General features: G+C 75.2%; 22 protein-coding genes and 1 pseudogene. 11 read left to right on the top strand and 12 right to left on the bottom strand.

Going from position 1 to position 22,676, the window contains the following annotated elements:
* Window positions 1-242: 242 nt before the first annotated feature.
* Window positions 243-572, top strand: a pseudogene (locus I4I81_RS31340) (transglycosylase family protein); the annotation flags it as partial.
* Window positions 573-698: 126 nt separating this feature from the next.
* On the top strand, window positions 699-2,024 hold the full coding sequence (locus tag I4I81_RS17720) for an ABC1 kinase family protein (protein WP_218603731.1): 1,326 nt from the start codon (window positions 699-701) through the stop codon (window positions 2,022-2,024).
* A gap of 5 nt (window positions 2,025-2,029) precedes the next feature.
* On the opposite strand, the gene I4I81_RS17715 is transcribed toward I4I81_RS17720, so the two are convergent.
* On the bottom strand, window positions 2,030-2,344 hold the full coding sequence (locus I4I81_RS17715) for a hypothetical protein (RefSeq protein ID WP_218603730.1): 315 nt from the start codon (window positions 2,342-2,344) through the stop codon (window positions 2,030-2,032).
* Window positions 2,345-2,449: 105 nt separating this feature from the next.
* Here I4I81_RS17715 and I4I81_RS17710 point away from each other — a divergent pair, with 105 nt between their 5' ends.
* On the top strand, window positions 2,450-3,562 hold the full coding sequence (locus I4I81_RS17710) for a cysteine--tRNA ligase (protein ID WP_226363431.1): 1,113 nt from the start codon (window positions 2,450-2,452) through the stop codon (window positions 3,560-3,562).
* Here the strand turns inward: I4I81_RS17710 and I4I81_RS17705 are convergent, their stop codons facing one another.
* The 9 genes from I4I81_RS17705 to I4I81_RS17665 all read right to left on the bottom strand — a co-directional run bounded on the left by I4I81_RS17705 (window position 3,563) and on the right by I4I81_RS17665 (window position 13,036).
* Window positions 3,563-4,435, bottom strand: a complete 873-nt coding sequence (locus I4I81_RS17705; protein ID WP_218603729.1) for an oxidoreductase — start codon at window positions 4,433-4,435, stop codon at window positions 3,563-3,565. It abuts the gene before it with no gap.
* Between the two features lie 44 nt (window positions 4,436-4,479).
* Window positions 4,480-6,306, bottom strand: coding sequence for a thiamine pyrophosphate-requiring protein (locus I4I81_RS17700; protein ID WP_218616198.1), 1,827 nt, complete (start codon window positions 6,304-6,306; stop codon window positions 4,480-4,482).
* A gap of 44 nt (window positions 6,307-6,350) precedes the next feature.
* Window positions 6,351-7,010, bottom strand: coding sequence for a glycosyltransferase family 2 protein (locus tag I4I81_RS17695; protein WP_218616197.1), 660 nt, complete (start codon window positions 7,008-7,010; stop codon window positions 6,351-6,353).
* Complete coding sequence (locus tag I4I81_RS17690) at window positions 7,010-8,260, bottom strand: bifunctional PIG-L family deacetylase/class I SAM-dependent methyltransferase (RefSeq protein ID WP_218606246.1); 1,251 nt, start codon at window positions 8,258-8,260, stop codon at window positions 7,010-7,012. Before I4I81_RS17690 ends, I4I81_RS17695 begins: the two co-directional genes overlap by 1 nt.
* Window positions 8,257-9,177, bottom strand: a complete 921-nt coding sequence (locus tag I4I81_RS17685; RefSeq protein ID WP_226363430.1) for an acyl-CoA dehydrogenase family protein — start codon at window positions 9,175-9,177, stop codon at window positions 8,257-8,259. The genes I4I81_RS17690 and I4I81_RS17685 overlap by 4 nt, the downstream gene beginning before the upstream one ends.
* Complete coding sequence (locus I4I81_RS17680; RefSeq protein WP_218616196.1) at window positions 9,174-10,004, bottom strand: glycosyltransferase family 2 protein; 831 nt, start codon at window positions 10,002-10,004, stop codon at window positions 9,174-9,176. Before I4I81_RS17680 ends, I4I81_RS17685 begins: the two co-directional genes overlap by 4 nt.
* Window positions 10,001-10,981 carry a glycosyltransferase gene (locus I4I81_RS17675; RefSeq protein WP_218605292.1) on the bottom strand — a complete coding sequence of 327 codons (981 nt, stop codon included), beginning with the start codon at window positions 10,979-10,981 and terminating at the stop codon, window positions 10,001-10,003. The genes I4I81_RS17680 and I4I81_RS17675 overlap by 4 nt, the downstream gene beginning before the upstream one ends.
* Entirely contained in the window at window positions 10,978-12,042 is a 1,065-nt protein-coding gene (locus tag I4I81_RS17670; RefSeq protein WP_218605293.1) for a glycosyltransferase, read from the bottom strand. The genes I4I81_RS17675 and I4I81_RS17670 overlap by 4 nt, the downstream gene beginning before the upstream one ends.
* A gap of 100 nt (window positions 12,043-12,142) precedes the next feature.
* On the bottom strand, window positions 12,143-13,036 hold the full coding sequence (locus I4I81_RS17665) for a WcbI family polysaccharide biosynthesis putative acetyltransferase (RefSeq protein WP_218605294.1): 894 nt from the start codon (window positions 13,034-13,036) through the stop codon (window positions 12,143-12,145).
* Window positions 13,037-13,090: 54 nt separating this feature from the next.
* Between I4I81_RS17665 and I4I81_RS17660 the strand changes: the two genes are divergently transcribed.
* The 4 genes from I4I81_RS17660 (at window position 13,091) to I4I81_RS17645 (ending at window position 17,278) form a co-directional block, all read left to right on the top strand.
* Entirely contained in the window at window positions 13,091-14,098 is a 1,008-nt protein-coding gene (locus I4I81_RS17660) for a glycosyltransferase family protein (RefSeq protein WP_218605295.1), read from the top strand.
* Window positions 14,095-15,024 (top strand): glycosyltransferase family protein, encoded by a 930-nt coding sequence (locus I4I81_RS17655; RefSeq protein WP_218605296.1) that lies wholly within the window; start codon window positions 14,095-14,097, stop codon window positions 15,022-15,024. Before I4I81_RS17660 ends, I4I81_RS17655 begins: the two co-directional genes overlap by 4 nt.
* Window positions 15,018-16,205, top strand: a complete 1,188-nt coding sequence (locus I4I81_RS17650; protein ID WP_218616195.1) for a glycosyltransferase — start codon at window positions 15,018-15,020, stop codon at window positions 16,203-16,205. Before I4I81_RS17655 ends, I4I81_RS17650 begins: the two co-directional genes overlap by 7 nt.
* A 113-nt stretch (window positions 16,206-16,318) precedes the next feature.
* Window positions 16,319-17,278 carry an IS481 family transposase gene (locus I4I81_RS17645; protein ID WP_218616194.1) on the top strand — a complete coding sequence of 320 codons (960 nt, stop codon included), beginning with the start codon at window positions 16,319-16,321 and terminating at the stop codon, window positions 17,276-17,278.
* On the opposite strand, the gene I4I81_RS17640 is transcribed toward I4I81_RS17645, so the two are convergent.
* A complete protein-coding gene (locus tag I4I81_RS17640) occupies window positions 17,275-17,784 on the bottom strand; it encodes a GtrA family protein (protein ID WP_218616193.1) in 510 nt (169 codons plus the stop codon). The genes I4I81_RS17645 and I4I81_RS17640 overlap by 4 nt on opposite strands.
* 46 nt (window positions 17,785-17,830) lie before the next feature.
* Here I4I81_RS17640 and I4I81_RS17635 point away from each other — a divergent pair, with 46 nt between their 5' ends.
* The 3 genes from I4I81_RS17635 to I4I81_RS17625 all read left to right on the top strand — a co-directional run bounded on the left by I4I81_RS17635 (window position 17,831) and on the right by I4I81_RS17625 (window position 20,527).
* Window positions 17,831-19,006: a 5-(carboxyamino)imidazole ribonucleotide synthase gene (locus I4I81_RS17635; RefSeq protein ID WP_226363429.1), complete on the top strand. Its 1,176-nt coding sequence runs from the start codon at window positions 17,831-17,833 to the stop codon at window positions 19,004-19,006.
* Window positions 18,999-19,502 carry a 5-(carboxyamino)imidazole ribonucleotide mutase gene (purE, locus tag I4I81_RS17630; protein WP_218616192.1) on the top strand — a complete coding sequence of 168 codons (504 nt, stop codon included), beginning with the start codon at window positions 18,999-19,001 and terminating at the stop codon, window positions 19,500-19,502. The genes I4I81_RS17635 and purE overlap by 8 nt, the downstream gene beginning before the upstream one ends.
* A 137-nt stretch (window positions 19,503-19,639) precedes the next feature.
* Window positions 19,640-20,527, top strand: coding sequence for a helix-turn-helix domain-containing protein (locus I4I81_RS17625; protein WP_218604198.1), 888 nt, complete (start codon window positions 19,640-19,642; stop codon window positions 20,525-20,527).
* 256 nt (window positions 20,528-20,783) lie between these two features.
* Here the strand turns inward: I4I81_RS17625 and I4I81_RS17620 are convergent, their stop codons facing one another.
* Window positions 20,784-21,458, bottom strand: a complete 675-nt coding sequence (locus I4I81_RS17620) for a TetR family transcriptional regulator (RefSeq protein ID WP_218604197.1) — start codon at window positions 21,456-21,458, stop codon at window positions 20,784-20,786.
* A 59-nt stretch (window positions 21,459-21,517) separates the two neighbouring features.
* Between I4I81_RS17620 and I4I81_RS17615 the strand changes: the two genes are divergently transcribed.
* Complete coding sequence (locus I4I81_RS17615) at window positions 21,518-22,672, top strand: acyl-CoA dehydrogenase family protein (RefSeq protein ID WP_218604196.1); 1,155 nt, start codon at window positions 21,518-21,520, stop codon at window positions 22,670-22,672.
* Window positions 22,673-22,676: the final 4 nt, after the last annotated feature.

The raw sequence follows: 22,676 nt of genomic DNA, 5'->3' as shown, positions 1-22,676 counted from the left end.
TCGCCAGGTGGGGGCGATGGTGTGATTCGTCACCGGTGTCCGACCTTGACCGGTGCGGGGGAGTGGCGCTTAGCGTCGGCGACCGTCCGGCCCACGATGGTGGCCGGGCGTTGCACGGACGAGCCGACACCGCCGCGTCACCACGCACCCCGTCCCGCGGTCGTCGGTCCCTCGATCACACGAGGCGGGACGGGGGCCGGTGCCACCGGGTGACGCGGGATTCGGATCCTGGATTCACACGCATGTTCCGCTCTTCCCTGCCCTTCTCCGCCCGCCTGGCCCTCGTCGGCACCGCCGCCGTGGCCGCCCCCCTGCTGATGGCCGGCACCGCGAACGCCGCACCGGCCTCCACCTGGGACGCCCTCGCCGCGTGCGAGAGCAGCGGGAACTGGAGCACCAACACCGGCAACGGCTACTCCGGTGGCCTGCAGTTCTCCCCGTCCACCTGGCGCGCCTACGGCGGTGAGGGCAGCGCGCACAACGCGAGCCGCAGCGAGCAGATCGCCGTCGCCGAGCGCGTGCTCGACGGCCAGGGCTGGGGCGCGTGGCCTGCCTGCGCCTCCGAGCTCGGCCTGCGCTGACGCGGTGAACGGTCCCGGTCCGCGCACCTCCCGACCGTCCGCGCATGTCCCGACATGCGCCGACGGCGCGACGGTGCGCGGACCGGGACCCGTCGCCGGTCTCCTAGGCTGATCCACATGGGCGATGCGATACCCCGCAGCGGAGCCGCACGGTCGGCGCGGCTGGCGATGCTGCCGCTCGGGTTCGCGGGGCGGGCCGTCGCGGGCTGGGGCCGGTCACTGGCCGGCGCCGACGCCGACGAGGTGTCCGCCTCCACGGCCGCGCGCAACGCCGAGCAGCTCTTCGCCGTGCTCGGGAAGCTCAAGGGCGGCGCGATGAAGCTGGGTCAGGCCCTGAGCGTCTACGACGCGATGGTGCCGCCGGAGTTCGCCGACTCCTACCACGACGCTCTCGCGAAGCTCCAGACCGCGGGCCCGCCGATGCCCGCCCGCGAGGCGCACCGCGTGCTCGCCGAGCAGCTCGGCTCCGGGTGGCGTGAGCGCTTGCGGGAGTTCGACGACGAGCCGGTCGCCTCGGCCAGCCTCGGTCAGGTCCACCGCGCGGTCTGGCACGACGGGCGGGCTGTCGCGGTGAAGGTGCAGTACCCGGGCGCCGACGTCGCGCTCGACGCCGACCTGCGCCAGCTCCAGCGCTTCGCGGGGCTGTTCGGCTCCCTGCTCCCCGGCCTCGACGCCCGCGCGCTGATCCGCGAGCTGCGCGAGCGCATGTTGGAGGAGACCGACTACCGCGCCGAGGCCGACCACCAGCGCGCGTTCGCCGCCGCGTACGCCGACACCGCGGGGCTGCACGTCCCCGCCGTCGTCGCGTCCGCCCCGAAGGTGCTCGTCTCGGAGTGGCTCGACGGCGTACCACTGGGCCGCCTGATCGGCGTGCCCGCCGTCGACGCATCCGAGCAGGCCGCCCGCGACGGCCACGCGCACACGATCGTCGAGACGATGTTCGCCTCGCCCGCGACGGTGGGGCTGCTGCACGCCGACCCGCACCCCGGCAACTTCCTCGTCCTCGACGACGGGCGCCTCGGGATGATCGACTTCGGGGCGGTCGCCCGGATGCCCGACGGCCTCCCGCCCGTGCTCGTGCGGATGCTGCGGCTCACCGCCGACGGGGAGCGCGGCCCGCTCACCGATCTGCTCGTGGCCGAGGGCTTCCTCGCCCCGGACGCCCCCGACGCCGACGTCCTGCGCTGGGTCGGCGCGCTCGCCGACCCGTTGCGGGAGCCGGAGTTCCACTTCACCCGCGAGTGGATGGCCCGGCAGGGAGCGCGGGTCGCGAACCCGAACAACCGCGCGTTCCAGGGCACCGGCCGTGCCCTGAACCTGCCGCCCGAGCACGTTCTGGTGCTGCGCGTGCTGTCGGGCTGGGTGGCGATCCTCGCGCAGCTCGACTGCACGGTGGCCGCCCGCGGGATCGCGGAGGAGCAGGTGCCGGGGTTCGCCGCCTGACCGACCTACGCGGACGGTTCCCGCTCGGCGAACACGTCCACCGTGCGCTGGGCCGGGATCCGCACGACCGGGATGGGTCCGGTGTCGAGGTAGCCCTGCCAGTCGTGCGTGGGGAAGCCCGCGTACCTGGCGGCGAGCCAGTCGTAGTCGTGCCCGCGTCCACCGCAGCGCTCGCACATCTTCTCCCGGCCGTGCCAGGTGCGCAGGCAGCGGCAGCACTGCAGGTGCGCCGGGAGCCAGCGCTCGTCGACCCGCATCATGGCCAGCGAGCCGAGCGCGATGGTGGCGATACCGATGGCCAGCGTCACCCAGATGAGCATCGTCGGAGGGTATCGATCGGGTGATCAGAGCACTACGCACAGTGCGTCGTGCACGTGGTATCCGTCGCCGAACGGTCGGCGCCCGGATCCTGCCAGGATGGGCAGGTGACCGCACCCGACCCGATCCTCACGCTGTGCGGTGCCCCCGTGCCGCTCACCGTCCCCGCCCGCCTGTACGTCTGCGGCATCACGCCCTACGACGTCACCCATCTCGGCCACGCGTCGACGTTCGTCTGGGCCGACACGGTCGCCCGCGTGATGCGGATGACGGGCACCGACACGGTCGTCGCGCGCAACGTCACCGACATCGACGACGAGCTCACCCGCGCGGCGGCGGAGCGCGGGAAGCCCTACGACGAGTTCGGGCTCTCGCAGGAGTTCACCGTCGAGCAGGACCTCGCCGCGCTGCACGTCCGGCGGCCCGACCACGAGCCGCACGCGCGCCACCACGTCCGCCACGTCGTCGCCCTCGCCGCGGCGCTGCTCGGGGCGGGCGCGGCCTACGAGCGCGGCGGCGGGGTGTGGTTCCGCGGATCCGGCGTGCCCGCCGCGGCCGGGCTCGACGCCGACACCGCGCTCGCGCTGGCCCGCGCCAACGGCGACGACCCGGACGACCCGCGCCGCGACGACCCGTTCGACGTGCCGGTCTGGTGGCCCGCCGACGACGCCGGCCCGTCCTGGCCGAGCCCCTGGGGCCCCGGCCGGCCGGGCTGGCACGCCGAGTGCGCGGCGATGGCGCTCGCCACGCTCGGCGGCACCGTCGACGTCCTGATCGGCGGCGCCGACCTCGCCTTCCCGCACCACGCCTACCAGGTGGCACTGGCCACCGCGGCCACCGGCGCCGTGCCGTACGCGCGACGCCGGATGCCGATCGGCACCGTGCACGTCGACGGAGCGAAGATGGCGAAGTCGACCGGCAACCTCGTGCTCGTCGGCGACCTGCTCGCGCACCGTCCCGGTGCGGCCCTGCGGCTGCTGCTGCTCGACCGCGAGTGGGCGGCCGACTGGGAGTACCGGGCCAAGGACCTCGACGTCGCCGCCGAGCGGCTCGACCGCCTCTACCGCGCCGCGGCCACCGGGGGCGGCTCCGATGCCGACGTCGCGGCCGTCCGGGCCGCCCTCCTCGACGACCTCGACGTGCCGACCGCGATGCGGATCGCGCTCGACGCCGGCGGGGCCGCCGCGCGCCAGGCCGTCCGGACCCTGGCGCTGCAGTAGCTACGGTTCCTGCGCACGGCGGCGGGCCCCCCGTCCCGGCCGGTACCGCTTCGGGGGGACGTGACCGCGGTAGTCCTGCTCGATCGCCGCGTCGAGCGTCCGGTACGGGTCGACCAGGTGCGGACGCGCCAGGCAGCACAGGGCGGCGCGGCCGGCCGCGATGATCGTGTTCGCGTCCTCGGCCGACGCGATCGCGCCGACGGTCATGGTCGGCACGCCGGTCTCCTGAGGGATACGGTCGCCGCGCGTCGGGCGGCGGCGACGCGGTCGTCGATCACCTGTGCCGTGTCGGCGTGCGTCATCTCCCGCGGGACCGCGCCGTCGGACCGGTGGGGGACCGGCGACGGGCCGACGATCTCCCAGCCGTCCTCGTCGAGGGTCGTCGACGCCCTGCCACATGACCTTCGTGGAACCCCCACGGCCCGCGTGCCCGAGCTGCACCCCGATCTTCGCGTCGCTGTTCGCGTGCACGAAGTCGACGGTGCGCGCCCACGCGGCGGCCTGCTCGTCGTTCCCGATCCCGGGGCATCCGGGGGTGATCCGCGCGTCCGGGGACGTGCACGTCGTCTCGGTCATGGCGAGCCCGGCCCCGCCGACCGCGCGCCCGCCGAGGTGCACGGGGTGCCAGTCGGTGGGCATGCCGTCCACGGCGGAGTACTGCGCCGGCGGCGAGACGACGATCCGGTCGGCCGGCTCCATGCCCCTCGGCGTGCAGGGGTGGAACATCGGCGGCGTGCCGTCGGCGACGTCGAGGCCGCTCGCGCTGGTGCGGTCGGCGAGCCAGCGGTCGAGGCGGGCCACGTAGTCGGCGGCGGAGTTCCGGGCCGGGTCCGACGAGGAGGAGCGCGGCCCGGCCGAGGCGACAGGCGGCATCCACGCCGCGGCCTGGCCGGGCTCCGGAACCAGGTGACGGCCTCCTAGGACCGGTGCGGGAGCAGTGTCGCCACCGCCGACGGGAGGCCGCGGCGCAGGATCCCGCGCCAGTCCGAGTCGCCCCGGATGATCGACGTCGCCATGTTGGTCGCCTGCTCGCGGGTGAACTGCGGCGGGATCATCAGCTCGGCGGGGTCGACCACCGCGTCGATGACGAACGGCCGGTCGGCGGCCAGCGCGGCCTCCCACGCCGGCCCGACCTGCGCCGGGTCGTCGATCCGGATCCCGTCGAGCCCCAGGCTCCGCGCCCACGCCGCGTAGTCGACGTCGGGCACGTCCTGGCTGTCGTCGAACTTCGGCGTGCCCTCGCTCGCCCGCTGTTCCCAGCTGACGAACGCGAGGTCGCGGTTGTTGAGCACCAGCACGGCGAAGCGGGGGTCGGCCCACTCGCGCCAGTACTTCGCCACCGTGATCAGCTCGTTGACGCCGTTCATCTGCATCGCGCCGTCGCCGATCAGCGCGAACAGCGGGCGGTCGGGATGCGCGAACTTCGCGGCGATCCCGTACGGCATGGCCCCGCCCATCGACAGCAGCGTCCCCGACAGCGACGCCAGCATCCCGGGCCGCACGTGCAGGTGCCGCGCGTACCAGGCCGTCACGGTGCCGCAGTCGACCGCGACCATCGCGTCGGCGGGCAGCCGGTCGTCCAGCTCGGTGACCGTCCGCTGCGGGTTGAGCGGCTCGGCGTCCTGGTGCGCGACCTGGACCTGACCCGTGCGCCACGACGCGGTCCGCTCCGCGACGTCCGCGCGCCACGCCGTCGGCGGGGTGTGGTCGACGAGCAGGGCGTCGAGGGCACGCAGCGTCGGGGCGGCGTCCCCGGTGAGGTTGAGCTGAGTCGGGTACCGCATCCCCATCTGTGCGCCGTCGATGTCGATCTGGACGGCCGGGCGGCCCTCCGGCGGGTAGAACTCGCTGTAGGGCGTGTTGGAGCCGACGATCAGCAGCCGGTCGCAGTGTTTCATCAGGTACGAGCTGGGGGTGGTGCCCAGCAGCCCGAGTGCGCCGGTGACCCACGGCTCGCGCTGGTCGACGACGGTCATCCCGAGCAGCGCGGTGGCCACCCCGGCGCCGAGCCGGGCGGCGATCGCGGCCACCTCGGCCTCGGCGCCGAGCGCGCCCTGCCCGACGAGCATCGCCACCCTCTCCCCGCCGCGCAGCAGCTCGGCGGCGGCGCGCAGGTCGGCCTCCGGCGGCACCGTCGAGCGGGTGCTGGGGGCGTTGGAGGTGGCGTAGTGGGCGTGGGTCTGCGGCGGGTCGAGCACCGCGTCGAGGTCCTGGACGTCGTTGGGCAGCACGAGCACGGCGACGGTGCGGTGCGCGAGCGCGGTGCGGCAGGCGCGGTCGACGAGGTGGCGGACCTGGCTGGGGTCGTCGAGCTGGGCCTGGAAGCCCGCGACGTCCTTGTAGAGCGAGAGGAGGTCGACCTCCTGGTAGTACCCGCCGCCCTGTGCGGTCAGCGCCGTCTGGCCGACGAGCGCGACGACCGGCTGGTGGTCGAGCTTCGCGTCGTAGAGGCCGTTGAGCAGGTGCACCGCGCCCGGACCCGACGTGACCAGCGCGGCCCCGATCGTCCCGCCGCCGTACTTGACGTGCGCGGTCGCGGCGAACCCCGCGGTCTCCTCGTGGCGCACCTGCACGAACCGGGTGTCCCCGCGGCGCTGCAGGGCCGCGGTCATGCCGTTGATGCCGTCGCCGGGGTAGCCGTAGTAGTGCCGGACGCCCCAGGAGGCCAGCCGGTCGACGATGTGGTCGGCGACGGTGGGACGGCGGGGCTGGTCGCCCGTGGCGGGGGTCTGCGGGGTGGGCATGCGAGCCGGGTGCCCGGCCCGTCACCCGGCCAACCCCGACTGGCTCACACCAGCCCGGCGAGCAGGTCGGCCAGGCCACCGGGGGCGCGGCCGACGGTCCGCCCGCTCGTGCGGACCCGTCCGTCCAGTGCCGTGACGACCCGGAACCCGCCCGCCCGCAGCATCCCGACCAGCGCGTGGTCCTCGCCGTGCACCGCGGCCGGGAAGCCGCCCGTCGCGAGGTAGGCGTCGGCGCGGACGCCGAGGTTGGCCCCGTAGACGTGGGTGTGGCCGTCGGCCCGGATGCCGGAGCGGACGAGCCGCGCGTAGGCCCCGTCGACCGGCGTGTCGAGATCGGCCAGCCCGGCCACGGCGTGCGCGCCCGCGGCGGCGTGGCGGAGGTGGTCGGTGACCCAGTCCGGGCCGACGACGGTGTCGGCGTCGGTGCTGAGCAGCCAGGTCCGCTCCGGGCGGTGGCCGGCCAGGCGACCCAGCAGGTGCCGCACGCCGCGGTCGCGCAGCTCCCCGACGCTCGACGGGTGGGCGTTGGTCAGGACGTCGACGCCGGCGGGGACGCGCTCGGCGGTGCGGTCGGTGCAGCGGTCGAGGACGACGACCACCGCGGTCGCGACGCCCGGGGGGAACGCGGCGAGGACGCTGCGCAGGCACGCGGCGACCCGGTCCTCCTCGTCGCGGGCCGGGACGAGGACCCCTACGGCGTCCACTACGCGCGCCGCAGCACGTGCAGCAGGAAGTCCTCGTCGACGTGCGTGACGAGCGGGACGAAGCGCGGGTCGTCGAGCAGCTCGCGGTGGGTGGCCTCGGCGTCGCGCGGTGCCTCGGCGGGCCAGCCGCGCCAGTGCGCGATCACGATGTCGCCGCCGGGGAGCACCGCGTCGGCGAGGCGGTCGACCGTGGCGGCCAGCGTGGCGTCGTCGAGGTAGTAGAGGACCTCGCTGACGACGGCGAGGTCGATCCCGTCGGGCAGGGCGTCCGGGTGGGGCAGTGCCGCCCGGATCACCGGGACGCCGTCGACCGAGCCCCGGGTGGCGGCGACCGCGGCCGGGGAGAAGCCGGAGGCGTCGAGCCGGTCGCAGCGCTCGGCGAGCTCGACGGTGAGCGCCCCGGTCCCGCACGCGGGCTCGGCGGCGTGCCGGTACCGCTCCCGGGGCAGGCTGGCCAGCAGCACCGCACGCTTGCGTCGCTCGTACCAGCTGGTGCGGGTCGCCCAGGGGTCGCCGTCGTCGCCGGCGTAGAGCGTGTCGAACCGCTCCCGGGGGGCGGATCCACCCGGCGGGGTGCGGAACACGACCTCGGTGCCGGTGTCGAAGTGCGCGAGCACGTCGGGCGGCACGATCGGGGCCGGGCCGCCGGTCTGCGACGCGTAGCAGGCCAGCGCCCGCCGCTTCGCCGTCCGCGCGGTCTCGTCGAGGGGGTGGGCGTGGGCGTGGGACCACGGGATCGACGGGTCGTCCGGTTCCAGCCACGCCCACATCCAGATCGGGTACGTCCAGCCCGTGGCCGTCACCGGGGAGGCGGCCGCGGCGGCGAGCCCGGCGGCGGTGTGGTCGGGATGCGGGTCTCCCGCCCAGGGCGCGACCCAGGCGTCGGCGTCGCGCAGCAGCGGTTCCAGAGCGGTGGCCAACGTGTCGGCGTCGAGGGCCGAGTCGGGCATTCCGAGCCGGTGCACCGGCACGCCGGACAGGCCCAGCGCGGCGAGTGCGTCGTCGGTCTCGCGACGGCGGGTGGCGGCCAGCGCGTCGCGGGCCGGCCCGTCGAGGTCGGGGAACGCGGCCTCCCCGTCGGTGGCGACGACGAGCTCGACCTGCCCGCCCGACTCGTGCACGGCCCGCATCAGGCCGCCCGCGCCGAGCGTCTCGTCGTCGGGATGGGCGGCGACGACGACCACGCGGTGGCCCAGGATGCCCAGGTCGAGCGGGCGCGGCGGCGGGTCCCGCAACCAGGGTCCGGTCATGACTCCTCCTCCACGACCCGAGCGCCGAGGGCGGCGAGGTCGCGTTCGGCGTGGTGCTGGCGGACGTAGACGCCGAGGTCGGCGAGGCGCGCCCCGAGGCGGCCGTGGCGGCTGAGCACGGTGGCCCCGGCGAGGCGGGGGGCGAGGTCACCGACCGTGCGGCACAGGTGCTCGGCGGCGGCGCGGGCGGTCCAGACCGCGGTGGTGTGGTCGGCGACCGGGTCGGCGTCGATCGCGGCCGCGGTACGGGCGAGCAGGGCGTCGGTCGTCGCCAGCGCGGTGTGCAGGGCGCCGAGGTGGGCGAGGCGGTGCGGGTCGGTGCCCGCGGCGTCGCGCACGTCGTCGACGACCCCGGCTGCGCCACCCAGCCACACGGCCGCGACCCCGCCGCCGCCCCACCAGAACCCCGGACGGCCGGTGTAGAAGCCCGGCGGGCCCACGGTGACCTCGGCCGGCACCGCGGAGAACTCGACGTCGACGCTGTCGCTCGCCGCCATCCCGGCCGGATTCCAGGTGCCCTCGACGGGGCGGACGCGGGGATCGCGCAGGTCGACGTCGACGATCAGCGCGTCGGCGATCACCAGGGCCCGGTCGAGCCGGTGCGCGCCGGAGCAGAACCGGACGGTCCCGCGCACCGCCCCGTCGTGCAGCTCGGCACCGATCCCGCCGGACCGGGCCGCCCACACGCCGTAGAGCGCGCCGGGGACGGGGGTGCACCCGGCCTCGGCGAGGATCGCCAGCGCGTCGGTGTGGCCCTCGGCCAGCCGGGCGAGGACGAGGTCGGTGCGGCCCCACGCGGCCAGGGCCCGCCAGCGGCCGGGGGTGTCGCCGTGGCCGGGGAGGGGCAGCGGCTGGCGGACGGCGTCGGCGAGGTCGGGCGCGGGCCCGGGGGGAGCGGCGTCGAGCAGCGTGGTCACGGGGGACCTCCCGGGGTGAGGTGCAGGACGCCGCGATCGGGGTCGAAGACGACGACACCGCGGGCGGCCAGGTCGTCGAGCCAGCCGGTCATCGGCCACCAGCCGCGGCGGCGGTGGAACAGCCGCGCGTTGCGCACGATCTCCGCGATCCGCGCGGGGGTCTCCCGGGCGGGGGGATGGTGCTGGTGGAACGCGTCCGCGCCGCCCACCCAGAACAGCCCGGCCCCGGCGTCCTGTGCGGCGCAGGCGAAGTCGGTGTCCTCGCCGCCGTAGCCGGTGTAGTCGGTGCAGAAGCCGCCGAGCGCCGTCCAGGTGGCCGCCGTGACGGCGAAGGACAGCGACCAGAACAGCGCGAACCGGGTCTCGGCGACGATCTCGCCGTCGGGCGGGGCGGGGCGGGCGGGGTGCGGCGGGGCGAGGGCGGCGAGGCCGTCGACCGGGTAGCCGCCGTCCGGGGGCGGGGGCAGGTAGTGCACGGGCCCGCACAGCAGCGCGGGCCCGTCGACGCGGCGGACGGCGTCGGCGTAGCGACGCAGCATGGCGGGTGCGGGGATGCAGTCGACGTCGAGGAACACGAGCAGGTCGGCGTCGGCGGCGGCCGCACCGGCGTTGCGGGCCGCGGCCAATGGCAGACCGGAGTCCGGGACCGGGACCTCGACGACCGTCACCGGCGGCGCGCCGGGCACGTCGGCGAGGGCGGGCCGCACCCCCATCCCGACGACGACGTGCCGGTCCGGCGGGTCCGCGGCGAGCCCGACGCGCTGGCGGTGCAGGTGGGCGTCGCGGTCGCGGGTGATCGTGACGACGGCGACGGTCGGCGGTCTCATGCAGCCAGCTCGTCGAGCACGGCGGCCGCGCGCGCGGCCCCGTCGCCGGTCGACCACCCCGACCACGCCGAGCCGTCACCCGCCCGCTCCAGCAGGGCGGCCCACGCCGCCGGGTCCGGCCAGGCGGTGACGGCGATCCCGGCCCGGTGCAGTGCCCGGCCGGTCGACGCCTGCTCGCCGTGCGGCCGCCGTTGCGGCACGACGACGGCCGGTCGACGGGCCGCGGCCACCTCGGCGAGCGCGTTCTGTCCCGCGTGCGTCACGACGATCCCGGCACCCGACAGCTCCGCCCAGACGTCGTCGACCCAGCCCAGCCACGTCAGGTTCGGCGGCCCGCCGGTCCCGGACGGCCCGGCGACGACCCAGTGCCGGTCGGGCGTCGCGGCCGCGGCGGCGGCGAGGTCGGCTGAGGTGACGTCGAGCCCGCCGGATCCCCAGAGCACGAGCACACGGCGCGGGTCACCGGGCGGCGGCACCGGGTGCGCGTCGAAGCGGGACAGCGCCCCCAGGTGCACGGTCTTGGCGGTCCACCCGGCGGGCCAGCCGTCGGACGGGCGCTCGGGCCACGGTGCGAGCAGCCGGTCGGCGAGGTCGTAGGCCGTGCGGTGGGCGCGGTCGGTGCGGTCGCCCGGCTGGGCCAGCACCACCACCGGGACACCGTGCAGCCGCGCGAGCAGCGCCACCTCCACCGACACGTCGACGACGACCAGCCGGGCGCGCGCCACGACCTCGGAGATCATCCGCATCCGCTCGCTCAGGCCGGGGTGGCGGCGCGGGGCCCAGTGCAGGGTGCCGCCCGCGGTCACGTCGTCGACGGCGCCGTCGCTGTCACCGGGCAGCTCGACCCACTCGCCGCTCCAGCCCTCCGGGCGGGGCCGCGAGGAGAGCCCGACGACCGCCGCGCGGGCCGCCGCCGTCACCGCGGTGGCCCGCTGGAGGTGACCGCTGCCCTGGTGGTGCACGTAGTAGGCGATCACGCGGCGAGCTCGTCGTAGAGGTCCTCGTAGCCGCGGACCATCGCCTGCACCGAGCAGAACTCCACCGCGCGCCTACGGACGGCGGAGCGGTCCAGCTCCGCCGCAGCGCGGATCGCGGTGGCGAGGCCGTCGACGTCACCGGGGGCGGCGAGCACCCCGCAGGTGTCGTCGAGCAGCTCGGGCAGGGCCCCGCGGGCGAACCCGGCGATCGGGGTGCCGCAGGCCAGCGCCTCGGCGACGACCAGCCCGTACGGCTCGTCCCAGCACGGCGCCACGACCGCCACCGACGCCGACCCGACGAGCCGGGCGAGCGCGGCGTGGTCGAGGTGCCCGACCCACTCGACGCCGTCGCCGAGCAGCGGGGCGACCTCCGCGTCGTAGAAGTCCCGGTCGGGGCGGGGCCCGGCCAGCCGGAGCCCGGTGCCGGCGGCGCGGGCCGCCCGGATGGACTCGACCGGTCCCTTCTCCGGCACGATCCGGCCGGACCACACGGGGGTGTCGCCTCCGGGGCCGGGTGTCCAGGCCGCGGTGTCGACGCCGTTGCGCACCACCCGGATGTCCGGGACGAGACCGCGCCACTGCTCGGCGGTGGTGCGGCTGACCGCGGCGAACCGGGGGGTCGACGCGGTGCGCGGCAGCCGGACCGCCGACTCCAGCCACGGCGTCGGCGGCGTGTGCAGCGTCGTGAGGACCGGCCGTACGACCGCCGGGCCCATCGCGACCGGCAGGTAGTGCAGCGAGTTGTTGTGCACGACGTCGTACGGGGCGTCGGGCGCGGCCAGCTCCAGCATCAGGCCGAGGTACGCGTGGTGTTCGGCGAGGAACCACTCCGCGGGCATGCTCACGTCACTGCGCGCGTGTGCCGACAGCGCCGGCAGCGGGGCCATCTCGCGGACGTCGAGAGCGGGGTCGGAACCGGCGCCGCCGAACACGGTGACCTCGTGGCCGCGCTCGCGCAGCCGGGAGGCGAGCTGCCACGTGTGGGCCTCCAGCCCCCCGGGGAACGGTTCACGGATCGGGTACCGGGCCGAGGCGATCAGGGCCACGCGGTAGGTGCTCAACGGGAGGTGGAGCGGGGCATGGGTGACTCCCGGTGATCAGCGGGCTAGGGGGCTTCCGTGGTCTACCCCGTCCGGGCCCCACCCACGCCTGCGACGCCGGTCACGCCCCGCCGAGCAGGACGATCCGCTCCGCGTGCCGCTCCAGACCGGCCGCCACCCACTGCGGATGCGTGCGGTACCAGTCGAGCTGGGCGGCCCGGACCTCCGCGTCGTCGACCGGGACGCCGTCGACGATCCAGTGCTCCCGCGGCGGTGCGTCGAGCCCGAGCGCGGCGAGCACGGAGGGATCCAGCGGGGCGCGGATCCCGCCGAGCAGCGCGCGCCCCGGTTCCTCGGCGTCGGCGGGCAGCCCGAGCGCGGCCTGCACGCGGCGGGCCAGGGCGATCAGCACGGGGTTGCCGGGGTGGTTGAGGGTGTGCGCGGCATCGACGCCGAGGCCGCGGAGCAGGTCGGAGACACCGACGTCGGTGCCCCGTTCGCGCTGCGCGAGCTCGGCGACGGTCAGGTCGGCCGCAGCGCGGAACGCCGCGGCGGTCGGCGCCGCGGCGGGGGGGAGCCCGGCGGCGGCGGTGAGGGTACGCAGGTCGTGGTACGGCACGACGGGTGGCACCACCGCCATGTCGGAGCGGTGCCGCACGATCACCGTCCACGGGTGCAGCCCGGCGTACCGGACGACGGGCCAGCGCAGCACCCGGGCGCCCGGCGCGAGGCGGGCGGTGAGCTCGGCGGTGCCCAGCGGCAGGTCGCGGTACCCGTCGCGGACGGGCTGGCTCAGCAGCACCGTCGTGCGGGGGAGCAGGGCGTGCAGGTGCGGGAGGTCGTCGGCGGTGAGCTCGTGCACCGGGGGGATCCGCACCGGCCGTGGCGCGAACGTCGGCGACCCGGCGAGCAGCACGCGCAGCGACTCGGCCTGGCAGTTGCCGTGCACCAGGGCGAGCGGGCCGTCGACGCCGTCGTAGAAGTCGCCGTAATGGCGTCGGCGTCCGGGGTCCACGTGACGCATGCTGCTCCGGCGGTTGGGAGCGGGCGCGACGGGGCACCCGGTCCGGTGCGCATCGCGTCGGTCCCCGCAGGTCACGTCTACGTGCGGCACCTCGCGCACCCCGGGTCCCGCGACGGCGTCGTGCGCCTCCCGGACCCGCCCGTCGCCGGTGTCCCGGCCGGGCAGTGGTGGCCGCCGCCGATGCTCGACCCGTCCTGGGTGCGCGCGCACGCCGCCGAGTTCGACGTCCTGCACGTCCACTTCGGCTACGACGACCGCAGCCCGGCGGACCTCACCGCGCTGGCCGCCGCCGTGCGCGACACCGGGAAGGCGCTCGTCGTGACCGTCCACGACCTGCGCAACCCGCACCACGCCGACCCGGCGGCCCACGACGCCGCGCTCGGCGTCCTCGTCCCCGCCGCCGACGCCCTGCTCACCCTCACCCCGGGGGCCGCGGCGGAGATCGCGCGGCGCTGGGGGCGCGCCGCGACGGTCGTGCCGCACCCGCACGTCGTGGGACCCGACCGGATCGCGGCACCCCGCCCGCCCCACGACGGGTTCGTCGTGGGGATGCATGCGAAGAGCGTGCGCGCCAACGCAGACCCGCTGCCGGTGGCCCGCGCCCTGGCCGACGCGGTCGCGGAGCTGCCCGGCGCGCGGCTGCGGGTCGACGCGCACGACGACGCGCGGGGCCGGGCCGTCGCGGCGGCCCTCCCCGGTGTCGACGTGCGGGTGCACCCCCCGTTCTCCGACGACGACCTGTGGGACTACCTCACCGGCCTCGACCTTTCGGTCCTGCCGTACCGCTTCGGCACCCATTCGGGCTGGCTGGAGGCCTGCCACGACCTGGGCACCGCGGTGCTCGCCCCCGACTGCGGGTTCTACGCCGAGCAGGCGCCGTGCCTGCTCTACGGCCACGACGAGCGGCACCTCGACGTCGAGTCGCTACGGGCCGCGGTGCGCCGCGCCCACGACGAGCGCCCGGCGTGGCGGGCCGACCCGGAGGAGCGCCGCGTGCAGCGGGAGGGGATCGCGGCGGTGCACGCCGCGGTGTACCGGTCGGTCGCGGCATGAGGGTGGCGACGGTCGCCCCCGGCCCGGCCGGGCACGGGGTGGTCCGGCACGCCGCGCTCCTGGCGGCCCGCGTCGCGGAGCACGGGGTGGGTCCGGCCGGGCCCGATCTCGTGCACGCCCAGTTCACCGACGCCCTGTGGGGCCCCGACATCGCCTCCGCCGCCGACGCGTTCACCGCGTGGGCCGCGACCGTGCGGCGCCCGCTCGTGGTGACCCTGCACGACGTGCCCGGTGCCGATCCCGACCCGGCCCGCGACGCGCGGCGCACCGCGGGGTACGCGCGTGTCGTCGCGGCCTGCGAGGCCGTCGTCGTGTCCGCGGAGCACGAGGCGGCGAAGGTCGCAGCGTTCTCCGGACGGGTCGCGACGGTCGTCGAGCTGCCGGTGCCGCGTCCGGTCGACGGCGGCGCGGTGCCGGTGTGGGCCGACCGCCCCACGCTGGGCGTCCTCGGCTTCGTCTATCCGGGCAAGGGCCACGCCGACGTCCTCGACGCCGCGGCCCGGCACCCGTCGCGGCCCCGGGTGGTGGCCGCGGGCGGACCGTCGCCGGGGCACGGCCCGCTGGTCGCGGAGCTGTGCGCGCGGGCCGCGGCAGCGGGCGTGGACCTCGTCGTCACCGGGGCCCTGAGCGACGCCGACCTCGCCGCCGCGGCCCGGGCCGTCACGGTGCCGGTGGTGCCCGGGCGGACCGTCAGCGCGAGCGGCACGCTGGCCACCTGGTGGGGGTGCGGGCGCCGCCCGCTCGCGGCGAGCGGTCCGTACGTCCGGGAGCAGGCCACCCGCCGTCCCGGCGCGGTGATCGTCTACGGCACGCTGGACGTCACCGACGCGCTGGCCGACCCCGCCCACACCCGGCTCGGCGCGCCGCTGCGCTGCACCGCCGGGGCCGACCACGTCGCGCTCTACCGGAGGGTCCTCGCGTGCTGACCGACGTCCTCGTGCCGGGCAACCGCTACGACCTGCTCGACGAGCACCCGGTCCCGCGGCCGGAGGTCAGCGTCGTCGTGGCGCACTACCGCCAGCCCGAGCAGCTCGCCCGCACCTGGCACGCGCTGTGCCACCAGACGCTGCGACCGGTCGAGATCGTGATCGCCGACGACGGGTCGGACCCGCCGCCCGAGGTACCCACCGGTGGCCCGCCGGTGCGGGTCGTCACCCAGGCGGACCTGGGGTTCCGGGCCGCCGCCGCGCGCAACCTCGGGGTCGCCGCCACGAGCGGCGAGGTGCTGGTGTTCCTCGACGCCGACACCGTGCCCGAGCCCGACTTCCTGGAACGCCTGACGGCGCGCGTCGCCCGGTGCTCCGACGTGCTCGCCGTCGGGCGCCGTCGGCACGCCGACCTCACCGGCCTGCCGCCCGGCACCGACCCGCGGACGCTCCCCGAGCTGCCCGAGCCCGCCTGGCTGCGGAAGGGCTACGCCGAGACCCGCGACCTCCTCGACGCCGACGGCACGTCCTTCCGGTTCGTCATCAGCGCGGTGCTCGCGTGCCGGCGCAGCCTGTTCGACGACATCGGCGGCTTCGACGAGCGGTTCGTCGGCTACGGCGGCGAGGACTGGGACCTGGCCTACCGGGCCTGGAACAACGGCGCGGTCCTGGTGCACGAGCGCTCCGCGGTGGCCTGGCACGACGGCCCGGACTGGGCGTTGCGCGGGGGAGCGGGGAAGGACGCGGAGAAGGACCGCGAGCGGACCCGGCTCGCCGAGCTGATCCCGGAACCCGGCACGCGCCGCGGCGGCCCGCCCGGCGGGCTGCCGGACGTGCTCGTCACGACCGAGCCGGGTCCCGGGGCGGCACTGGTGGCGTCGTCGCTGCGCGACCAGGAGCACCACGACATGGAGATCGGGGACCGGTGGAGCCCCGACCAGCTCCTGCGGGCGCGCGTCCGGATGCGGGTCGCGGGCCCGCTGCCGCGGTGGGCGGTGGGGGCCGCCGTCCGCGCGCTCGTCGACGGCGACCTCGCCACCGTCGTGCTGCGCCGCGGCGACACGGAGGTCGCCACGGCCTGCAGCACCCGGGCGCTGGGCCGCGCCCGCCGCCAGCCCACCCGCGCCGACGTCGACGGGTTCGCGTTCGGCCACGCCGACCTGGAGCTCGGGCCGCCCTAGGTGTACTGCCCACAGAGGTTGAGAACGACACGCGACAGATGATCTTGGCGTAAGGGAGGGCCTCCAGGTCCGGTGTGGATAGCGACATCTGCACCCGACCCAAGGAGGCCCTCGTGCTCCACCGTAACGCCCCGCTGTCCGAGACCGGCCGGCTCCGCCTCGCCCGCTGCGTCGTCGAGGACGGGTGGCCACTGCGCCGCGCCGCGGAACGGTTCCAGGTCTCAGTCGGCACCGCGAAGCGTTGGTCAAGCCGCTACCGCACCGAAGGCCCAGCCGGGATGGTCGACCGTTCCTCCCGCCCGCACCACAGCCCGAACCAAACCCCGACCCGCACCGAGCGACGCATCATCAAAGTCCGGGTCCTGCGCCGCTGGGGACCGGCCCGGATCGGGTTCCTGCTCGGCATCGCCTCCTCCACCGTGCACCGGGTCCTGACCCGCTTCGGCATGGCCCGTCTGGCCCACCTCGACCGCACCACCGGCCAGACCGTCCGCCGCTACGAACACAAACAGCCTGGTGACCTGGTCCACGTCGACATCAAGAAGCTGGGCAACATCCCCGACGGCGGCGGCCACAAGACCCTCGGCCGCGCCGCTGGCCGCCGCAACAGAGGTAGCCGAAAGATCGGCTACAGCTACCTGCACAACGCCCTGGACGACCACTCACGCCTGGCCTACACCGAGATCCTGCCCGACGAGCGCAAGACCACCGCGGCACAGTTCTGGGCCCGCGCCGCGGCCTGGTTCCACGCACAAGGCATCGAGAACATCGCCCGCGTCCTGACCGACAACGGGTCCTGCTACCGCTCCCGCGACTTCGCCCAAGCCCTGCACAACACCGACACCGTCCACAAACGGACCCGCCCCTACCGGCCCCAAACCAACGGCAAGGTCGAGCGGTTCAACCGCACCCTGCTCGACGAATGGGCCTACGCCCAGCCCTACCGCACCGAGACCGCCCGACGAGCCGCCTTGCCCGACTGGCTGCACTACTACAACCATCACCGCGGACACACCGCGATCGGCGGCCCACCCGCCACCCGAGTCCCCAACCTCACGGGACAGAACAGCTAGGCCTCGGGGGCCTGGCGGCGCACGTCCTCGTCGGGGAAGACGAAGCGGCGGAAGGCCCACCAGCGGAACGCCATGCCGAGCAGGACGCCGATGATCTGGCCGCTGACGAAGTCGGCGACCTCCTGCGTGAACAGGCTCACATCGGGCACGCTGAGGTGCAGCAGGTAGCGCGACACGGCCAGCGGGGCGGTGTAGACGGCCACCCCGACGCCGCTGACCAGGAAGAACAGCAGCGCCTCGTGGTGGGTGTCACGGCCGCCGCGGGTACGGAAGGACCATTCGCGGTTGAGGACGTAGGACGCGATGGTGGCCACCAGCACCGCGATGATCTTCGCGGTGAGCGGCTTCTCGATCAGCACGGTGTTCTTGAGCAGCAGGAACACGGCCGTGTCGATGATCCAGGTGGTGCCCCCGACCATCGCGAACTTGATCAGCTCGCGGTGCTTGATCGCGACGGACCGGTACGGCTGCGGGATCTGGGCCAGCACCGACTCGACGACGGACACCTGGTGAATCGTGCCAGAGCCCCCCGCTGGGTAGGCTCCCGGCACCGTGAACACTCTTCCCGTCGTCGGCATGGTCGGTGCCGGCCAGCTCGCCCGCATGACCCACCAGGCCGCGATCGCGCTCGGTCAGTCGCTGCGCGTGCTCGCCGCGGGCACCGGCGAACCCGCCGCCCAGGTATGCGCGGACGTGCGCGCGGGGTCGGCCGACGACCTCACCGCCGTCCGCGCCTTCGCCACCGGGTGTTCCGCGGTGACGTTCGACCACGAGCAGGTCCCGCAGGACGTCCTGCGCGCGCTCGTCGCCGACGGTGTCACCGTCCACCCCGGCCCGGACGCCCTGCTGTTCGCCCAGGACAAGCTCGTCATGCGCCGCCGCCTGAGCGAGCTGGGGGCCGCGGTGCCGCCGTTCACCCCGGTCGATACGCCCGCCGACGTGAAGGCGTTCGGGGCGGAGCACGGCTGGCCGGTCGTGCTCAAGGCCGTCCGCGGCGGGTACGACGGGCGCGGGGTGTGGATGCTGCCCGACGCCGACGACGCGCTGGTCGACGAACTGCTCGCCGCCGGCACCCCGCTGATGGTCGAGCAGGCCGTGCCGCTGCGCCGCGAGCTGGCCGCGCTCGTCGCCCGCTCGCCCTACGGGCAGGCCGCGGCGTGGCCGGTCGTGGAGACGGTGCAGGAGGCGGGGCAGTGCGTACAGGTGCTCGCGCCGGCCCCCGGCCTCGACGAGGAGGTCGCCGCCGGTGCGCAGCGGCTCGCGCTGAGCCTGGCCGCCGAGCTCGGCGTCACCGGACTGCTCGCCGTCGAGCTGTTCGAGCGGACGGACGGCACGCTGCTGGTCAACGAGCTGGCGATGCGGCCGCACAACTCCGGGCACTGGACGATCGAGGGTGCGCGCACGTCGCAGTTCGAGCAGCACCTGCGCGCCGTCCTCGACTACCCGCTCGGCACCACGACGCCCACCGCCCCCGCGGTGGTGATGGCCAACGTCCTCGGCGCCGACGGCCCGGTGGAGATGGGCATGGACGAGCGGGTGCACCACCTGTTCGCGCGGCTGCCCGACGTCAAGGTGCACCTGTACGGCAAGGCCGAGCGACCCGCGCGCAAGATCGGTCACGTGACGGTGCTCGGGTCGGACATGGGGGCCGTGCGGGAACGTGCGGCGCTGGCGGCGCACTGGCTGTCGACGGCGGAGTGGGAGGACGGGTGGTCGATCCATGGCTGAGCCGATCGTCGGCGTGATCATGGGCAGCGACTCGGACTGGCGGGTGATGGAGGCCGCCGCCGACGCGCTCGCCGAGTTCGACGTGCCCTTCGAGGTCGGCGTGTACTCCGCGCACCGCACCCCGCAGCGCATGCTCGACTACGCCGGCGGCGCCGCGGGCCGCGGCCTGCGCGTGATCGTCGCGGGGGCGGGCGGGGCCGCCCACCTGCCGGGGATGGTCGCCTCGGCCACCCCGCTGCCGGTGATCGGCGTCCCGGTGCCGCTGGCCTACCTCGACGGCATGGACTCGCTGCTCTCGATCGTGCAGATGCCCGCGGGTGTTCCGGTGGCCACGGTGTCGGTGGGCGGCGCGCGGAATGCCGGGCTGCTCGCGGTGCGGATCCTCGCCGCCGCCGATCCCGCCCTGCTCGACCGGATGATCACCTTTCAGTCCGACCTGCACGCATCGGTGCTGGCGAAGGACGACGCGCTGCGGAGCCGCCTCGATCGAGAGTGACGGGCATCACATGTGAATCGGACAACCGCATTCCACACTCGGCACGAATGACATTCCGTCAGTCGCCCGAGAATCCGGCGTTAATGAAGTTCCTGGCATATCCGGGAACGGTGTCGTCGTTGTGGAGCAGCATTCCCATGCGCACCTTTCCACCGCTGCAGGTGGAGGCAGACGAGGCGGACGCACTGCGTGCGTGGGCCGCGTCGGCCGGCGTCACGGCCGCCCGCCGGACGCGCATCGTCCTGCTGTCCGCCGAGGGGCACGGGCCCTCCGCGGTGGCGGCGATCGTCGGCTGTTCCCCGACGACGGTGCTCACCTGGCGCGAGCGCTACCGGGCCGAGGGGATCGCGGGGCTCACCGACGCGCCCCGCCCGGGGAGGCCGGTGACGGTCGATCCGGTGTCGGTCATCGAGCGGACGCTGCACGCCCCGCCGCCGCGAGCCCGGCGCTGGTCGAGCCGGCTGCTCGCCGATGAGCTGGGCGTCAGCAACGTCGCGGTGGCGAAGATCTGGCGGACCTGGGGCATCAGTCCGCTCGACGACGGGCACGTGCGATTGGGCTGCGACCCGCCCCTGGCCGAGGTGCTCGCGGCGTTCGCCGGCGTGCACGTCGACGCCGACGCCGCGGTGCTGGCCGTGGTGGTCGGCGACCGCCCGCCCCGCGAGCGGACCCCGATGGGTGCCCGCCCGCGGCTGGGCGGCCGGTTCGGGAGCGTCGACGTCGGAGCGTCGGGCGACCCCGAGGGCCTCGCCCGCCTCCTCGGAGGGCTCGACGACGTCCCCGCCGGCCGGCTGCGGCTGCTCGCCGCCGGTGACACGGCTGCCGCCGAGCGATGGGCCGACGGCCGCGGGACGCCGCTGCACGTCGCCGCGGACTGCCCGGACTGGACACGGTTCGTCCGGGTCTCCGCCGTGCTCGCGGGCGCCACCGAGTGCGGCGCGGCGTCCGTCGCGGGACTGCGGACCGCGGTCCTCGCGCACGAGCCCGGGCGCGCTCTGCAGTGGGTGCACATCCCCACGAAATAACCGTGGCGCGAGTGTGGGACCCGGTCGTAGGGTGGTGTCACACGTGAGAGGAGGTGGTCCAGCGTTGAGTAGCTTCTGGATTCGTGAGGTGGCTGTCCGCTAGCACCACAGAGGACAGTTCTTCGACCGTTGTGGAGCCGGTGTGGTGCCGGCGAGTTCCAGGCAGTCACCCGTGGTCCCCGGGCCCGAGCCCGTCCAGCTCGGCGTGCGCATCCATCGATGCGGCCCGGGGATCACGCACGTCCGGGCCCGGGCGTCAGGCCGTGCCGCGCTCCAGCCGTCCCACCGCGATCTCCAGGCGCTCCGCGACGTCGAGCAGTCCGTCGTCGCCGGGGATCAGGTCGGCGACGCGGCGGAACCGGTCGCGGTAGGCGTCGAGCCGGTCGGCCGGGGCGCCGTCGGCGAGCCAGGCCCGCAGGGCGAGGTTGTGGGCCGCCACGACGGATGCCCCGATGACGGCGGCGCGCAGGTCTCCGTCGTCGGGCCCGCCTGCGAACCGGCGGCGCAGGTAGCGGGTGAACATCCGGCGGTAGTGGTCGACGCTGGCCGACTCGCGGTCGCGCAGCACCGGCACGTCGTGGGTGAGGCGGAACCGGGCGACCGACAGCGGCGGGTCGTCGGTGTAGAGGTCGAACACCGTCTCGCCCGCGCGCAGGACCAGGCTCGGGACCGGCTCGTCGGGGTGCGCGGCCTCGAAGACCTCCGCGATGCGGGCGAGCGCGGTCTCGTGGTCGGGCGAGATCGCGTCCTCCTTGCTGCGGAAGTAGCGGAAGAACGTGCGGCGCCCGACGCCCGCGGCCGCCGCGATGTCGTCGACGGTGGTGTCCTCGTAGCCCCGGTCGCGGAACAGGGCCACCGCGGCGGCCACGAGGTCGCGCCGCACCTCGGCCCGGCCCTCGACGGACCGACCTCTCCGCGTGGCGCCAGTCATGGCACGCAGGGTAACAGCGAGCTTGCCTCGCGGCACGCAGTGCCGTTACGATCCGTGGCATGAACTCCGACTTCGACAGCTACCGGCTCAGCGACGAGCACGAGGCCCTCCGCGACGCCGTGCGGACGCTGGCGGAGAAGGAGATCCAGCCCTACGCGGCCGACGTCGACGAGCAGGGCCGCTACCCGATCGAGGCCCAGGACGCCCTGACCAAGGCGGGCTTCCACGCCATCACGATCCCCGAGCAGTTCGGCGGCGAGGGAGCCGACGAGCTCGCCGGCTGCATCGTCATCGAGGAGGTCGCGCGGGTCTGCGCGTCCTCGTCGCTGATCCCCGGCGTCAACGGGCTCGGGCTCACCCCGATCCTGCTCTCGGCCTCCGACGAGCTCAAGCAGCAGGTCTTCCCGTCGATCGCGTCCGGCGAGGCGATGATCAGCTATGCGCTCTCGGAGCGCGAGGCCGGTTCCGACGCCGCCGCGATGAAGACCCGCGCCGTCCGTCAGGGCGACGAGTGGGTGCTCAACGGCACCAAGTGCTGGATCACCAACGCGGGCGTGTCCTCCTGGTACACGGTCATGGCCGTCACCGACCCGGAGAAGAAGGCCAACGGGATCTCCGCGTTCGTCGTGCACAAGGACGACCCGGGCTTCGAGGTCGGCCCGAAGGAGCGCAAGCTCGGCATCAACGGCTCGCCCACCCGCGAGATCTACTTCCAGAACTGCACGATCCCCGGCGACCGGATCATCGGCGAGCCCGGCACGGGCTTCAAGACCGCGCTGCAGACGCTCGACCACACCCGCCCGACGATCGGCGCGCAGGCCGTCGGCATCGCGCAGGGCGCGCTCGACATCGCGATCTCCTACGTCAAGGAGCGCAAGCAGTTCGGCAAGCACCTCGCCGAGTTCCAGGGTCTCCAGTTCATGATCGCCGACATGGCGATGAAGGTGGAGTCCGCGCGCCAGCTCGTCTACGTCGCGACCTCGCGCGCCGAGCGGGGCGAGAAGAACCTGGGCTTCATCTCCAGCGCCGCGAAGTGCCTGGCCTCCGACGTCGCCATGTCGGTGACGACGGACGCCGTGCAGCTCCTCGGTGGCGCGGGCTACACCAAGGACTTCCCGGTGGAGCGGATGATGCGCGATGCGAAGATCACCCAGATCTACGAGGGCACCAACCAGGTGCAGCGCCTGGTCATGGCGCGGTCGCTGCTGCGCTGACCAG

The organism is Pseudonocardia abyssalis, assembly GCF_019263705.2.
Classification (GTDB): Bacteria; Actinomycetota; Actinomycetes; order Mycobacteriales; family Pseudonocardiaceae; genus Pseudonocardia; species Pseudonocardia abyssalis.
This window is presented reverse-complemented; position numbering and strand designations above follow the sequence as displayed.